Origin of the sequence: Hyphococcus sp. (genome assembly GCF_965267305.1) — a bacterium.
Taxonomy (GTDB): domain Bacteria; phylum Pseudomonadota; class Alphaproteobacteria; order Caulobacterales; family Parvularculaceae; genus Hyphococcus.
In genome coordinates this window covers 3,810,995-3,824,616 of sequence record NZ_OZ253945.1, presented here as the reverse complement: position 1 = coordinate 3,824,616, position 13,622 = coordinate 3,810,995, and the positions used below count along the sequence as shown (strand labels likewise).

The 13,622-nt window shown below is 60.5% G+C and carries 16 protein-coding genes and 1 tRNA gene; 5 read left to right on the top strand and 12 right to left on the bottom strand.

Annotated features, from left to right (window positions below):
- Positions 1 to 65 precede the first annotated feature (65 nt).
- Together ACQY5P_RS18555 and ACQY5P_RS18550 are read left to right on the top strand one after the other, a co-directional pair.
- A complete protein-coding gene (locus ACQY5P_RS18555) occupies positions 66 to 1,718 on the top strand; it encodes an acyl-CoA dehydrogenase family protein (RefSeq protein ID WP_428408362.1) in 1,653 nt (550 codons plus the stop codon).
- Positions 1,719 to 2,135: 417 nt separating this feature from the next.
- The gene (locus ACQY5P_RS18550) at positions 2,136 to 2,525 is read left to right on the top strand and encodes a hypothetical protein (RefSeq protein ID WP_428408361.1); all 390 of its coding nucleotides are present in this window, start codon (positions 2,136 to 2,138) and stop codon (positions 2,523 to 2,525) included.
- Here ACQY5P_RS18550 and ACQY5P_RS18545 read toward each other — a convergent pair.
- The 3 genes from ACQY5P_RS18545 to ACQY5P_RS18535 form a co-directional block, all read right to left on the bottom strand.
- Positions 2,509 to 3,006, bottom strand: coding sequence for a tetratricopeptide repeat protein (locus ACQY5P_RS18545; RefSeq protein WP_428408360.1), 498 nt, complete (start codon positions 3,004 to 3,006; stop codon positions 2,509 to 2,511). The two genes, ACQY5P_RS18550 and ACQY5P_RS18545, sit on opposite strands and share 17 nt — an antisense overlap.
- 149 nt (positions 3,007 to 3,155) lie before the next feature.
- The gene (locus ACQY5P_RS18540) at positions 3,156 to 4,370 is read right to left on the bottom strand and encodes a cytochrome P450 (protein WP_428408359.1); all 1,215 of its coding nucleotides are present in this window, start codon (positions 4,368 to 4,370) and stop codon (positions 3,156 to 3,158) included.
- A gap of 21 nt (positions 4,371 to 4,391) precedes the next feature.
- Positions 4,392 to 4,658: a hypothetical protein gene (locus ACQY5P_RS18535; RefSeq protein ID WP_428408358.1), complete on the bottom strand. Its 267-nt coding sequence runs from the start codon at positions 4,656 to 4,658 to the stop codon at positions 4,392 to 4,394.
- On the opposite strand from ACQY5P_RS18535, the gene ACQY5P_RS18530 reads away from it, so the two are divergent.
- On the top strand, positions 4,657 to 6,507 hold the full coding sequence (locus ACQY5P_RS18530; RefSeq protein ID WP_428408357.1) for a hypothetical protein: 1,851 nt from the start codon (positions 4,657 to 4,659) through the stop codon (positions 6,505 to 6,507). The two genes, ACQY5P_RS18535 and ACQY5P_RS18530, sit on opposite strands and share 2 nt — an antisense overlap.
- 2 nt (positions 6,508 to 6,509) lie before the next feature.
- On the opposite strand, the gene ACQY5P_RS18525 is transcribed toward ACQY5P_RS18530, so the two are convergent.
- The 7 genes from ACQY5P_RS18525 to ACQY5P_RS18495 form a co-directional block, all read right to left on the bottom strand.
- Positions 6,510 to 6,586: transfer RNA gene (locus tag ACQY5P_RS18525), tRNA-Pro, on the bottom strand.
- A gap of 188 nt (positions 6,587 to 6,774) precedes the next feature.
- On the bottom strand, positions 6,775 to 7,275 hold the full coding sequence (locus tag ACQY5P_RS18520; protein ID WP_428408356.1) for a MerR family transcriptional regulator: 501 nt from the start codon (positions 7,273 to 7,275) through the stop codon (positions 6,775 to 6,777).
- A gap of 38 nt (positions 7,276 to 7,313) precedes the next feature.
- Complete coding sequence (locus ACQY5P_RS18515) at positions 7,314 to 7,631, bottom strand: integration host factor subunit alpha (protein WP_428408355.1); 318 nt, start codon at positions 7,629 to 7,631, stop codon at positions 7,314 to 7,316.
- Positions 7,632 to 7,758: 127 nt separating this feature from the next.
- Positions 7,759 to 8,730 (bottom strand): beta-ketoacyl-ACP synthase III, encoded by a 972-nt coding sequence (locus tag ACQY5P_RS18510; RefSeq protein ID WP_428408354.1) that lies wholly within the window; start codon positions 8,728 to 8,730, stop codon positions 7,759 to 7,761.
- Positions 8,727 to 9,815 carry a phosphate acyltransferase PlsX gene (gene plsX / locus ACQY5P_RS18505; RefSeq protein WP_428408353.1) on the bottom strand — a complete coding sequence of 363 codons (1,089 nt, stop codon included), beginning with the start codon at positions 9,813 to 9,815 and terminating at the stop codon, positions 8,727 to 8,729. Before plsX ends, ACQY5P_RS18510 begins: the two co-directional genes overlap by 4 nt.
- A 168-nt stretch (positions 9,816 to 9,983) precedes the next feature.
- Complete coding sequence (locus ACQY5P_RS18500; protein WP_428408352.1) at positions 9,984 to 10,508, bottom strand: YceD family protein; 525 nt, start codon at positions 10,506 to 10,508, stop codon at positions 9,984 to 9,986.
- Positions 10,509 to 10,519: 11 nt separating this feature from the next.
- On the bottom strand, positions 10,520 to 11,047 hold the full coding sequence (locus ACQY5P_RS18495) for a ubiquinol-cytochrome C chaperone family protein (protein WP_428408351.1): 528 nt from the start codon (positions 11,045 to 11,047) through the stop codon (positions 10,520 to 10,522).
- Between the two features lie 162 nt (positions 11,048 to 11,209).
- Here ACQY5P_RS18495 and ACQY5P_RS18490 point away from each other — a divergent pair, with 162 nt between their 5' ends.
- A complete protein-coding gene (locus ACQY5P_RS18490; protein WP_428408350.1) occupies positions 11,210 to 11,668 on the top strand; it encodes an outer membrane protein assembly factor BamE in 459 nt (152 codons plus the stop codon).
- A 103-nt stretch (positions 11,669 to 11,771) separates the two neighbouring features.
- Entirely contained in the window at positions 11,772 to 12,116 is a 345-nt protein-coding gene (locus ACQY5P_RS18485; RefSeq protein ID WP_428408349.1) for a hypothetical protein, read from the top strand.
- Positions 12,117 to 12,137: 21 nt separating this feature from the next.
- On the opposite strand, the gene thiL is transcribed toward ACQY5P_RS18485, so the two are convergent.
- Positions 12,138 to 13,127, bottom strand: coding sequence for a thiamine-phosphate kinase (gene thiL / locus ACQY5P_RS18480; RefSeq protein WP_428408348.1), 990 nt, complete (start codon positions 13,125 to 13,127; stop codon positions 12,138 to 12,140).
- Between the two features lie 11 nt (positions 13,128 to 13,138).
- Positions 13,139 to 13,621 carry a transcription antitermination factor NusB gene (nusB, locus tag ACQY5P_RS18475; protein ID WP_428408347.1) on the bottom strand — a complete coding sequence of 161 codons (483 nt, stop codon included), beginning with the start codon at positions 13,619 to 13,621 and terminating at the stop codon, positions 13,139 to 13,141.
- Position 13,622 lies beyond the last annotated feature (1 nt).

Below are 13,622 nucleotides of genomic sequence, written 5' to 3'. Positions count from 1 at the left end.
GCGCAGACATTGCGGCGGGCGCCGCAGCGGCGCACAATAGGCGAAACCCTAAAGGGAAACGCTCCATGTCCCACTACCGCCCCCAGTCAGAACTTCAGACACACGAGGTTGCGAACCAGCCGCCGCCTTTCGAGGATGTGAATTTCTTCGACAGCGACATCGCGCTGAAACAAACGGCGGAACAGCGCGGCGGAAAATCTCATCTAAAGAAATTGTCCGTCTACGGCGCATTGCTCGGCTCGGCGGAGATGATCGAGAATGCGCGGCTGGCGCATCAGAACCCGCCCAAACTCATCAGCTTCGACCGTTACGGCCATCGCCTCGACGAAGTGGAGTTTCATCCCGCCTATCACGCGCTGATGGATCTGGGGCTTTCTTCCGGCTACGCCTCTGTCGCCTGGACGGCGGAGGAAGGCGGCCATGTGGCCCACGCCGCCATGGTCTATATGCAGGCGGGCGGCGAGCCCGGCGTCGGCTGTCCCATGACCATGACTTATGCCGCGGTTCCGGCGCTGCGTCATGAGCCTGACGTTGCAAAGGAATGGGTCCCACGCATCACCGCCGGCCAATATGACAAGCGTTTCATCCCCGCCTCCGAAAAGAAAGCCGCCACCATCGGCATGGCCATGACCGAGAAACAGGGCGGCTCCGATATTCGCGCCAACACGACAACCGCGACGCATATCGGCGGCAACGAATACGAACTTGTCGGTCACAAATGGTTCTGTTCGGCGCCCATGTGCGACGCGTTTCTGACGCTGGCGCGCACCGATGCGGGGATCACCTGTTTTCTCGTGCCGCGCTGGCGCCCGGACGGAACGCGCAACGCTTTTCATATCATGCGTTTGAAAGACAAGCTCGGCGATCGCTCCAATGCCTCTTCGGAAATCGAATATCATGGCGCATACGCGGTGAAAGTCGGCGAAGAAGGCCGCGGCGTCCGCACCATTATCGACATGGTGCAGCACACGCGCCTCGACTGCATCGCCGGTTCCGCCGGCGGCATGCGCGCCGCGCTCGCGCAAGCCTTGTGGCACACGGCGCACCGTTCGGCGTTTCAGAAAAAACTCATCGACCAGCCGGCGATGGCCATGGTGCTCGCGGATCTCGCCCTTGAAAGCGAAGCGGCGGCGGCGCTGGCGCTCCGTATTGCCCAGAGTTTCGACAATATGGAGGACGAGCGTGAAGCGGCCTTCATGCGGCTCGCGACGCCGGTTGCAAAATACTGGGTATGCAAACGCCAGCCCGGCGCCGTTTACGAGGCGCTCGAATGTCACGGCGGCGCCGGCTTCGTCGAGGAAGGGCCCATGCCGCGCCTTTTCCGTCAGTCGCCTTTGAACGCCATCTGGGAAGGCTCGGGCAATGTCATCGCCCTCGATATTTTGCGCGCCCTCGGCCGCGAGCCCGACAGTCTTGAAGCGGTGCGCGCGGAACTCCTCTCCGCGAAGGGCGCCAACACCCATCTGGACCGCCATCTTGCGAGCCTCGACCGGTGGTTCGAGCCAGGCGCGCTCAGCGAGGCGACGGCGCGGCGCTTCGCCGAAGAGATGGCGCTCGCGCTTTGCGCCGTTGCGCTTAGGCAGACGGCGCCGGATTTCGTCTTCGACGGCTTTTGCGCCGCGCGCCTCGATCCTGACCAGCGCTCTTACGCCTATGGCGCTCTGGCGCCGAACATCGATGCGCGCAAGATCATCGAACGGGCGCGGCCGGCGGTTTGACGCCGGAACGCGCTTGCGCCCTTTCGGACCGCTTGTTGCCTCGCTCGCAGGCGAGTCTGGCGCCATTTGGCTTTTTCTGCTCCTGCGGTTTTGCATCGTCATCCAATCGCTTTTCAACGCGCAGCGAACGCGCAACCGGGAATCCCGCCCCGGCGCGTTTTCACCTCAACGCCAGCAGTCTAAAGCCGCGCCGCAGGTGGTGGATAACTTTGCACCAAACCTCAAAAAATGATGGTTTTTCGCCTTTAAGGATATGTTTGCGCCCATCTCCATCGCCTTATGGATGTGCGGCGTTTCACGCGATTGAAACCTCGCGCGCATGGTTAAACGCAATCCGACATATTCCCTTAAATCTCCCTCAACAGCCGATTTCTAGATTCAGGCGGCAACGCATGAACAAACGGGGATGGATGCGTCATGGCGCATGAAATCGAGATGCCGCCTTATGCGGCGATCCCGGCGATCCTCGCCCTCGCCGGCGTCGCCTCCATGATGAAACCGGAGGAATTGCGCCGCGATCCGCTGCTCGAAGCGCAGGCGCTTGTCGGCATGGCGGCGAAATATGAAGTGATGTATGCACGCTGCGCCGATGGGACCGGTGAAGCGAGTCTTGATGCGGCGGGGCTTGCAAAAGGCTTCGCCGGCGGGTTTTCACACCAGTTTCCGGCGCGCAGCGATAAGGACGCCGCGCAGTTCGTCGTCAAAGCCAGACCGCAATGCGACGTCGCAAGCCTATATCGGCTCGATCACTATGCCGTCGGGTCGCCGGGCGGCAAACGCTATCGGCGCATCAGGGTCGAAGTGTAGGCGACGGCGCCAGCGTGACGCCGATTTCGTCACACGCGCTTTTCACATTGAGCGCACAAGCCTTGCGATAGGCGCGCGCGGCTTCTTCACCGTCTCTCGGCGCGCCCCGCCCGGCCCCGCTCATGCGCGCAAGGTGAAGACATCCGCTGCCATAACCGTTGTCGCAGGAAAGCCGGTAATAACGCAGCGCCTGTCCGTCATGGCGATGCAGGCCATCGCCTTTGATCGGCTGGCCCCACAGATCCTTGCGCGATTCATACGCGTCGCCGAGAACGAAGCACGCCTCCCCGTCGCCAGTGGCGCAATTGAGCCGCCATCTCTCGAGCTGTGCCTGGCGGGTTTCCGGCTCATCCTCGGCCTCCGCGATCTCAGCCGCGGTCGCCTCCGAATCGCCTGCGGACACCGCCATCGCTGTGACCGCAGCAGCGGCGCTCAGGCAGGAAACTCCGCCAATGATAATCCCCAAAGGATGCGTGACCATTTCCAGGCCCCAACCTCAAACTAGCCAGCGCTGAATAAATCAATGGCAAAGACTTCCCACCGAATTCTTAAACGGAAGTTCCGTTTTCAAGGGGTTCATGATTACCGGTACGGTAACCATGAAGGGATGGCGCAGACCAGGCAGCGATATCAGGCACGCCATTTCAGGGAAAGCCGGTCAATGCTCGGAACAATGCCCGGGGCCATGACGGGCGGGTCGTTCTCATCCAGTTCAAATTCTGGAATGCGCGCCAGCCATTCCTCGAGAAAAATACGCAATTCCTGTTGCGCGAGGACAATCCCGATGCAGCGATGCGGCCCGTGGCTCAAGGTCGTATGGTCATGGGCGTTGCGGCGATCAAAATTAACCGTAAGCGGATCGTCGAACACCCGCTCGTCGAGCCCGCGCACCGCCGAGGGCATCAGGATCGCATCGCCGGCCTTTAACGGCGCTCCGTAAAACTCCATGTCCTTCACGACGATGCGCCCGATATTGGAGACGCCGAAGCGCCGTAGAAACTCGGCGGTGGCGAGCGGAATGCGTTGAGGCTCGTCGACCAGGGTTTTTCGCTGCGCCGGGTTTTGCGCCAGATACCACGCAATCCACGTCATCGTGGTCGCGACCGTATCGAGCCCGCCGCCGATCAGCGAACTCGCAAGACCGATGGCGAGATCGCGCGTCACCTTGCGCCCGTTGTCCATTTCTGTGTGGATCGCCTTGCTGAGGACGTCATCGCCGGGATTTGCGGTGCGGCGGTCAACGAGATCCTCGATATAAGCGTTCAGCTTGTCGCGAACGCTGGCGCGCCCTTCCTGATCCACGGAGCGAATGCCGGTGCTGACCCAATAAATCAGCTTCTCCCGGTGCTCCAGCGGCAGATCGAGCATGCGCAGGATGATAATCATCGGCACATGCTTGGCGAAATCCGCCACAAACTCGCAAGCTCCTTTCGGCGCGATCTCATCGGTCAGTTCGATGGCGAGGACGCGCGCTTCCTCCGCCCAGCGCTTGATCGCCTGCGGCGTGAAGGCGGGCTGAAGCAGCTTGCGGAACCCCGTGTGCTCCGGCGGATCGTATTCGAGCGGCACGGCGCGGGGGCGGCCCGGCGGCATGCCGATAAAAACCTCGCGAGAAGAAAAGCGTTCGTAGTCTGCGAGCACTTCAGGAATGATGCGCCCGTCCGTCACCACCCAGTGGCCGCCATAGCGCGGCGTCCACACGACCGGCGGATTGCCGATGAGCCGGCTAATTTCGATCAGCGGATCGGAGCCCGGCGGACCCGGCCGCATGAAATCGTAATCGACCATAAGACCGGGCGGCAGGTCGCGGCCGGCGCCGTCCACAGAAACAGACTGCTGGCTCATCAGATCCTCCGTATGCGTCTCTTACGGCGCTGGGAAACAGGCGGCCATGGCGCTCTTCATGTCGTCGCTCGCTCGGGCGTTCCAGTCATCCTCGCTTTCGAGGCTGAGATAAAGCGCCTGATCCTCCGCCGACAGCGAGTCTTCAAAACAGGTGCAGCCGCCGTCGGGATCTTCCAGTCCCATTTCATCGATGACAGCGCCGCAGAATTCCGCCACTTCGCCCGCATAAGCGGCGCCTACGAAAACTGAGCTTGCAAAAATGCAAGCCGCAATGGTTTTTCCAATCATGGGCATTTCCTCTTGTCACGCGGGATTATTCTCTGGAACGCAACAGCGCCGCCCCGCATTCTGCGGCGTCAAATCACGCGGCGATCCTACAATCAAAGGCGGCGGCGGCCCATTCGGCGAGCGTTGCAATACCGCAACCACTGGCGACTGGAAGCGCAACGCACACGGATTGACCTCACCAGAACCTCAGGGCACTCTTCATGTAATCGCGGGGGGCGGGGCAGTGACCAAGATTATCACAATACACGGCACCAATGCTGGAGACGAAAGCGACTCCGGCGAGCAATGGTGGCAATTGGGAAGCGCATTCCAGACACGCTTGCAAGCTCTCATCAAGCAGAAACTCGAATTTATCCCGTTTCACTGGTCCGGCGCCAACAGTGAAAACGAGCGGCGCAAGGCCAGTCGCGCGCTCCTCAAGATGACTCGAAAATTGGAAAAGGCCGACGAAACATATGGCATTATTGGGCATAGTCATGGCGGGTCTGTTGCTGTCGAAATGCTAAGGCTTGCGACCCTACTCCAGACTGCGAAATCTCGCGTCGGACAATTTTTGACGACTACCGGATACTTTTTTGCGCTTGATGAAGAAACATTCGCCGCAAAACGAAATGCGCTGAGGTTTTGGGCGACCGTAGGCGCACCATTGATCAATTACCCACACCTTGGCGCCATACGCCTTATGACGGTGGCGATAAACCGCTTCATAATCCCAACATTCATCTTTTTGTTCTGGGCAATCTTTCTAACCGTACTGGCTCCGTTCTTATTCATTTTGTCCCTTACCTGGATCACTGCTGGAGACCTTCCAGCAAGCGCAATTGATCAGGGAATAACCGAAATGCTCGTGAGAGCCATGCGCTGGGCAATGACAGGCGCCATCACCGCCCTTGGTATTGTTGTCGTCATATTTTTCGGCGCCGCCATTTCTTTGCAAGGATGGCTTTTCCGGCTCTCCACAACATCGCTTTCCGGAAAGCGCCGAGCCTTGTTTCCACGATATTTCGAGGAGAACTGGGTTTCTTTAACGGACAGCGCCGACGAAGCGGTCAACGCCCTTCGAATGTCCGAAGGCGCGACCGTCAAGATAACTCCCCCAGGGTTGGGCGCGCGGCCACTCGCCACTAGCATAGCCTTGGTCATAACGACAATACTTTATGTTTGCGTCCATTACTATCTTCGCGTCCATCCTGCAAATTATACGCCGATGCAAGACGGCGACATGATGATTTTCAGATTCATTCTGGATGTATTTCAATCTGTTCTGGGTCTTGTATATGGCGCTGAACCCTCGACAGAGTCGGTTGTCATTGGCGTTTTAAACTATGTCGGAACGACGTTCACGCTTGCCGCATTGCTAACGCCCTTTACCAAGATCGTTTCCCGATGGATCGCGAATACGTCAGACAACATCATTTCAAGCTTCGCCCGAAAATCGGCGTTTGGGATCGATTTGCCGTTGCTTGAAAAACCGTCAGTCTCGCTGGCGCCGGCGGAGTTTTCAACGGAATGGAGAACACTGCCACATGCGCCGAGTGCTGCCGTTCATGAATTCGCCAATCGCCACGCCGCCGATCTAGTAGCAAAGGGCCGGCAGCTTCTGGGCTTCGCCCAGCTTGGTCTCACCAATGACGAACTCCTTCGGCAAATCACAGAGACCGTCACCTGGAACGAGCTAATTCACACAGCTTATTTCGAGGTGGATGAATTCATCAAACTGCTCGCCTATGCGATTATTCAGAAGTGCGAGCTTGAACCGTCCAGGGAATTCCTCACTGATCCCGACTACGACCGGATCAAGGAGTGGCACGATGAAATTGCCCCTCGGTTTTCTGGACATCCGGCTTGAAATGGTCGGAGCGGCGGGATTTGAACCCACGACCCCTTGACCCCCAGTCAAGTGCGCTACCAGGCTGCGCTACGCTCCGACCCTGACGCCGGAAGCAGGTCTCCGCCCGGCGCGAGCGGGTCTTATAGGCGCCGCGCTTCCTCCGGGCAATGGCGAAAATCGGATAATTCCAGCCACAATCAGAGCCTCCTGAAATTCCTCTTACGTTTCGCCTGTCATCCCGGAACAGGTCCGGGTTACGGCCGGGATGACAGTGACAGGCTTTCGCTAATCCTGCTCGGTCTCGATCGCCTCGAGCGCCAGGGACGCCTGATCGAGGGCGTCCTGCACGGTTTCGAGGCGCGCAAGCAGCGACGTCAGGGACCGGCGCAGTTCCGGCGGCAGACACGCAGCCTTCTGCGCCTCGGTCGCCCCAAGCTCCAGAGTCTGGGGCTGCGCCGGCGGGTCGTCATCGTCCTCCAGCACCGGACGGATGTCCGTCGGCTCCCCGGCGGCGGCGCGGCGGCCAAGTTCGGAGACGTATTTGACGCCTTCATCCTTGAAAATCTTCTGGACGCCCTTGGTCGTGTAGCGCTGTTCGTAAAGCAGGACGCGAATGCCGCGCAGGAGATCGAGGTCGAGGGGACGGTAATAGCGCCGCCCGCCGGCCCGGCGCATGGGGCGCACTTGCCCGAACACTTCCTCCCAATGGCGCAGCACATGCTGGGGAACGTCCAGCTCCTCGGCGGCTTCAGAGATCGTGCGGAACGCTTCGGCAGATTTCGCCACAGGGAGAGCGCCTTCGTCAGCTCAGTGCTTTTTTCGGCCTATTCGGCGGCTTTGGACTGCCGATGAGTGTTGTTGATCTGATCTTTCAGAACGTGGGACGCGCGAAAGGTGATGACCCTCCGCGGCTCGATCGGCACTTCTTCGCCGGTCTTGGGATTGCGGCCCATTCTGAGCTTCTTGTCGCGCACCGAAAAGGTGCCGAAGGATGAAATCTTGACAGTTTCGCCCTGTTCGAGCGTTTGCGCGACTTCATCGAGAATACGCTCGACAAAGGCGGAGGATTCATTCCGCGAAATGCCGAGAGAGCGATAGACCGCATCGGTCAGATCCGCTCTGGTGATGGTTTTTCCGGCCATGCTTGCCTACCCGCGTCAGTCCCCAGAAGCTTCCAAGGTTAACGGCTGGACCCCTCTTCGGTCAATAAGTCTTTGAAATATATTGCCTGTTTTTTAGGAGAGCCTTGCCAGAAGCACGAAACGCGTTTCAGGCGCGCATCAGCGCGGCGCCCCAGGTGAGCCCGCCGCCCATGGCCTCGAAGAGAACGAGATCGCCGGTCTTGATCCGCCCGTCGGCGACGCCCGCGCAATAGGCGAGCGGGATCGAGGCGGCCGAGGTATTGCCCTGCCCGGAGATGGTGGAGATGACCTGATCGGGCCTGAGGTCGAGCTTTTTGACGACGCCCTGGATGATCCGTTCGTTCGCCTGATGGGGCACGAACCAGTCGATGTCGGTGACCGGCACATCGGCCTCTGCGCAGACTTTCACCATGGCGTCGGAAATGCGCGTCACCGCCTCGCGGAAGACCTTGTTGCCCTGCATACGCACATGGCCGACCGTCCCGGTGGAGGACACGCCGCCATCCACATAGAGAAGGTCCACCATGCGCCCGTCGCATCTGAGATAACTCGCCATGACGCCGCGCTCGCCAGCTTCCTCCGCAGGCTGAGCTTCGAGGACGAAGGCGCCGGCGCCGTCGCCGAAAAGGACGCAGGTCGCGCGATCCTCCCAGTCGAGAATGCGCGAGAAAGTTTCGGCGCCGATCACGAGGGCGCGCTTGTGCTGGCCGGAGGTGAGAAACTTCTCTGCTGTGGAGAGCGCATAGATGAAGCCGGTGCAGACCGCCTGAATGTCGAAGGCCGCCCCCTCGCCCGCGCCGAGTTTCGCCTGCACGATGGCGGCGGTCGATGGAAAAGTGAGGTCCGGCGTCGTTGTTGCGACGACAATCAAGTCGATGTCCGACGGCGTCAGTCCCGCATTCGCGAGCGCCGCCTTCGCCGCTTCCACCGCAAGATCGGAGGTCATCTCGCCTTCCGAGGCGATGTGACGCTCGCGTATGCCGGTGCGTTCGCGAATCCACTCATCGCTCGTATCGACGCGCTTTGAGAGATCTTCGTTTGTCAGGACTTGTTCAGGCAAAAAAGCGCCGCATCCGCGCAGCACTGCTTTCAAACTCATACCGCCGCCGCTTTGATCGTACTGTCGGGCGATGCCTCGGCAAGACGCTGCCGCCGGTTCATCACTGTTTTTACTGTGGACGCCACTTCGTCCTGGAAAGGACGCTTGGCGAGGCTTGCGGCCATATTGACCGCGCTGGCGACCCCGCGCGCATCGGCGCCGCCATGGCTTTTCACGACAATGCCGTTGACGCCGAGAAAGACGCCGCCATTGTTCGAGGAAGGATCTATCCGTTCTTTAAGCTTCCTGAGGCCCGGCGCCATCATGAGGGCGCCGATTTTCGCGTTGAGCGTGCCAGTGAGGGTCTCTTTCATCCACTGGCCGAGTAGGCGCGCAGCGCCTTCCGCCGATTTCAGCGCGACATTGCCCGTGAAGCCGTCGGTAACGACCACATCGACCGTGCCTTTGGAAATGTCATTGCCCTCAACAAAGCCTTTGAACGCCATGTCGGGATCGGCCTCGCGCAACACGCGCGCCGCCGTGCGGATCAGTTCATGGCCTTTGAGATCCTCCGCGCCGACATTGAGAAGCCCGACCGTGGGCTTTTCCACTTTCATCAGGGCACGGAAGAATGCCTCGCCCATGATGGCGAACTGGACAAGCTGATCCTCGTCAGCCTCCACGTTGGCGCCGACATCGAGAACGACGCAGCGCCCCTTCGGCGTCGGCCACAACGCCGTCACGGCGGGACGTTCGACGCCTTCGATCATGCCAAGCTGTTTGCGCGCGACCGCCATCAGGGCGCCGGTATTGCCGCCTGAGACGACGGCTTGCGCCTCGCCCTCCCCCACAGCGGTCATCGCCAGCCACATGGAGGTATCGCGCCCGCGGCGCAGCACATGCATGGGCTTGTCGGTCATGGCGACAACACTGTCGGCATGACGAATTTGGGCGCCGGAGAGGTTCGAGTGTGCTGAAACCAGCGGTTCGAGCTGGGCTTTGTCGCCAAAGAAAATGACGTCGGCCTTGAGGCCGCGCTTCACCGCATAAGCGACACCATCGACAACAGCCTGCGGGCCGGCGTCGCCGCCCATGGCGTCCACGGCCAGCACCAGATCAGAAGTCTTCTTCCTGGCTTGTGTCACTGACTTGTCCAACCAGCCGTCTCCATCGCCGCGCAAAGTCCGAAAGCCTTACAAGGATGCGGCGGCGCATTTTCCGCAGCGCAGGATATGAGCGCCCGCCGCCCATGGCAACGCGGCGCCCATTGCGCCTTTTGAGGCCCTTATAGCCCCTTCGCAGCCCAGGTAAACCTATTGATTATCATCACTTTTTCCCAACACGCCCTTGAGACCCGCAAAGGGCGAGACTTTCTCCTCAGGCGCATAGGTTTCGGCGAGACTTTTCGCCCCTTCCTTGCGCGGAAACGGGTCCATGGCGAGAGAAAGCTGCTGCACCAGCAATTCGCCGAGATCGAGCGCCGTTCCCTCGAAATATTCGGGTGCGTCGAGATCTTCCTCCTCTTCAGTTTCAGGTGGAGTGCGCGAAAAATCCATCTCAAAGCTTTCGGCGATGGTCTCCAGCATGGGTTCGAGACTGGCGACGCATTCGCGGGTGAGCTCGGCCGTAATCTCGCCGGTGACGCGGATCGTGGTTTTTGTCGCCATCACTTTCATTACGCCTTCGAGTTTTTCCACCGACGGCGTTTCAAGCCGGGCGGCGATTTTCGCGCGCTCCTTCTCATTGGCGGAAAGGCGGAAAATCTTGCCGGCGCGACCGACGTCGTCAATGTCAATTTCGTAGCTGAATTCCGGCGCAGGGTTAGCAGGGTCGTTCATGAGCTTGCTCCCTATTCGACTGGCGGGAACACGACGATGCCGCCTACGATCCGCGCCGCCGGCTGGTTTTGAAGATGCGCATCGGCGCGGCGCACATAGTCGGCGAATTGCGGCGCCGTTTCCGCCATCTGCTTTTCGCAAATATTGCGGGAAAGCGCTTCTGCAAGCGCGCCCTCAGGCGCATCGTCTTTCATGGCTGCTTCATAGGCGCCGATGCGGCCGTAGAAATTCTCCGCGAGCTTGCGGATTTTCTTGCCGACCTGAAGGTCGCCGACGCCAAGCTCGCGCAGACTGTCGTCCATGTTCTGGAACATGGCGTCGAAGAGGCATTGGCTCACTTTCTTCGCGCCTTCGTCGCCTTTCAGGCGGCGCATAACGAGCCAGACATGCAGCGCCACCATTTCGAACCGGCCCTCGACCGTGTCCGGCGCGCCGAGCCTGTCATAGAGGGCGGGGGTCCGCGCCTGCTCCACCGCCGCCGCATAAAGCGCGCGGCCGGCCTCCAGCGCCGGGTCCTTCCTGAACAAGGTTTTGAACATCAAGGGTTTTCCTTCGCGCCGCGCGGCATTATCTGGGATTTGCGGCAATTTGAAATCACTGGTAGACAAAGGCTGCCGGCAGGCGAGGTATTCCCGCCGGCCGCCGGGATCAAGTCCCGGCGCGGCGAGCACCCGCGCCACAGCAGCGTAAAAGAGACCCCGATGACCCGATTTTTCCTTCTTGCCCTTGGCCTTCTCATGCTTCAGGCCTGCGTCTCCGTGCGTTCGAGCCACGGCTATGTCCTTGAGGCCGACCAGAAGGAATTGACCGCGGAGCCCGGCTTCGACACCAAGGATTCGATCCTCGCGAAATATGGCGAGCCGTCGATGATCGGCGTCTTCGACCGCGACGCCTGGTATTATCTCCACTCGACGGATCAGACTCGGGCCTTTTTCAAACCGAAGACCAAGACGCGTCAGGTGATCGCCATCCATTTCGCCGATGACGGCACGGTGGAGGAATTCAAGGAATTCGATCTCGCCGACGGAGAAGATATTCGCCTTGTCCAGCGCGAAACCCCGACGCGTGGCCGCGAACTCAATTTCTGGGAGCAGCTTCTCGGAAACGTCGGCGCCCTGCCCGCCTCGCTCGGCGAAGAAGGACCGGTTCCGGGGCAATAACCGCTCCGGGCCCAGATTTTTCGGCGCCTTTCAATTGACCTCTGTCATAGGCTGCATGGGCTAAGCCCTTCATTCTGTAGTTCCTGTTGAAAGGAGCGCCAGCATGAAATTTCTCCGGTTATTGAAGCTCGCTGCTCTCAGCGGCGCCATGGCGGCCCTGACAAGCGGCTGCTGGTATCACGCTCATTATCGTCATGGGCCGGCGCCGGTGAGGATGAGCGTTTCCTATATTCGGGTGTCTCCGCCTCCGCCGCGCCGCATCATCATTCCGCCAAGACCATCGCCAGCGGCTATCTGGATCAACGGCTATTGGCGCTGGACCGGCGCCGACTATGTCTGGATCGACGGTTTCTGGGAGCACAATCCGCCGCGCCATAAAACCTGGAGGGATGGCCGCTGGGTCCATACCAGCCAAGGCTGGTACTGGGTTCCCGGTCGCTGGGACTGAGCCGGCGCGCGAGCAAAAGGTTTAGCGCGTTTCTTTGAAGTGATCGTAGCCGGTTTCGGGAACGAGGATCGGCGCGCCGCTTTCATCGAGGAAAAGAACGCCGTCGCCGCGAGTCAAAGAGCCGATGCGCGAAACCTCCGTACGCGACGCTTTCGCCGCCATGACGACGGAGCGGCGCATGGCGGGCGGCGCTGAGAAAAGAATTTCGTAATCGTCCCCGAAGCCCGCAAGCGCCGCCAGCGCCTTCCATCTGTTCTGCTGCGCCGCGACCCAATAGGCGGCGCCCTGCGAGCGCGGCACGGCCACCGCGTCGATTTCAGCGCGCAATCCCGATGCGCGCGCCAGATGGGCCGCGTCCGCAATCAGCCCGTCGGAAACGTCGATCGCCGCCGTCGCAAGGCCGGCGAGCGCCGTGCCGAGCACCAGGCGCGGCTCCGGCAGATGATAGCGGCCTGCTAGGGAAGCTTTGTCGACGGTCGTGAATTTGAATTCTTTCCGGAGCGCCATGAGGCCGAGACCGGCGTCTCCGATTGTGCCCGACACATATAAATCATCGCCAAGCGCCGCGCCGGAGCGTCTCGTCATTCCCTGTTTCGACGGCGCGCCGAAAAACGTCGCCGACAGTGTGAGCGGCGCGCCCTTGGCCCCATGGACCGTGGTGTCGCCGCCATAAAGAGCGATGCGGAAATGCTCCTGATCTTCGGCCAGGCCGCGCGCGAAGAGCTCGATGGCGGCGCGCTTTACATTTTGCGGCCACACACAGCCAAGAAAATAGCCGAGCGGCTTTGCGCCTTTTGCCGCAAGATCGGACAGATTCACGCGAATGAGCTTGCGCGCCACAAGATCGAGCGGGTCCTTCGCCAGGAAATGCACGCCCGCGACCATCAGGTCTTTCGTGACGACAAGATTCTGAGATGAGAGAAGCGCCGCGTCGTCAGCAAGATTGAACGCGCCCGGAGCCTCGGTCGTCAAGGGAGCGAAAATTTCGCGGATGATCTCGAATTCGCTCATCTGGCGTCGGATCAGACTTTCACTTCGTCGCTGCGCGCTTCCTTCGCCGCCGCATCGAGAACGGCGTTGATGAAGCCCGGCTCATCGCCCTCAAAAAAGGCGCGCGCGACATCGAGATATTCGTTGATAACGACCTTATAGGGAACATCGGGGCGGCGGATCAGCTCGTAAAGTCCGGCCCGCAGGATCGCCCGCACGGTGGCGTCTAGCCGAGAAAGCCGCCAGCCTTCGGCGAGCTGGCGCTGCAGATAGGGATCGAGTTTCGACTGCGTCTCAACGGCGCCGCGCAGAATGTCAGCGAAAAACGCCGCATCGGCGGCGTGAAGCTTTTCACCTTCGATGTCGCCGCCGAGACGAAAATCCTTAAACTCGCGGATCGTCGCTTCGACGCCCTGACCGCCCGCCTCCATCTGGTAAAGCGCCTGCACCGCGGCGAGCCGCGCGGCGGAGCGCGACGGCGCGCCTTCCCTGATATTCTTCTCTCCGGTCGCCATT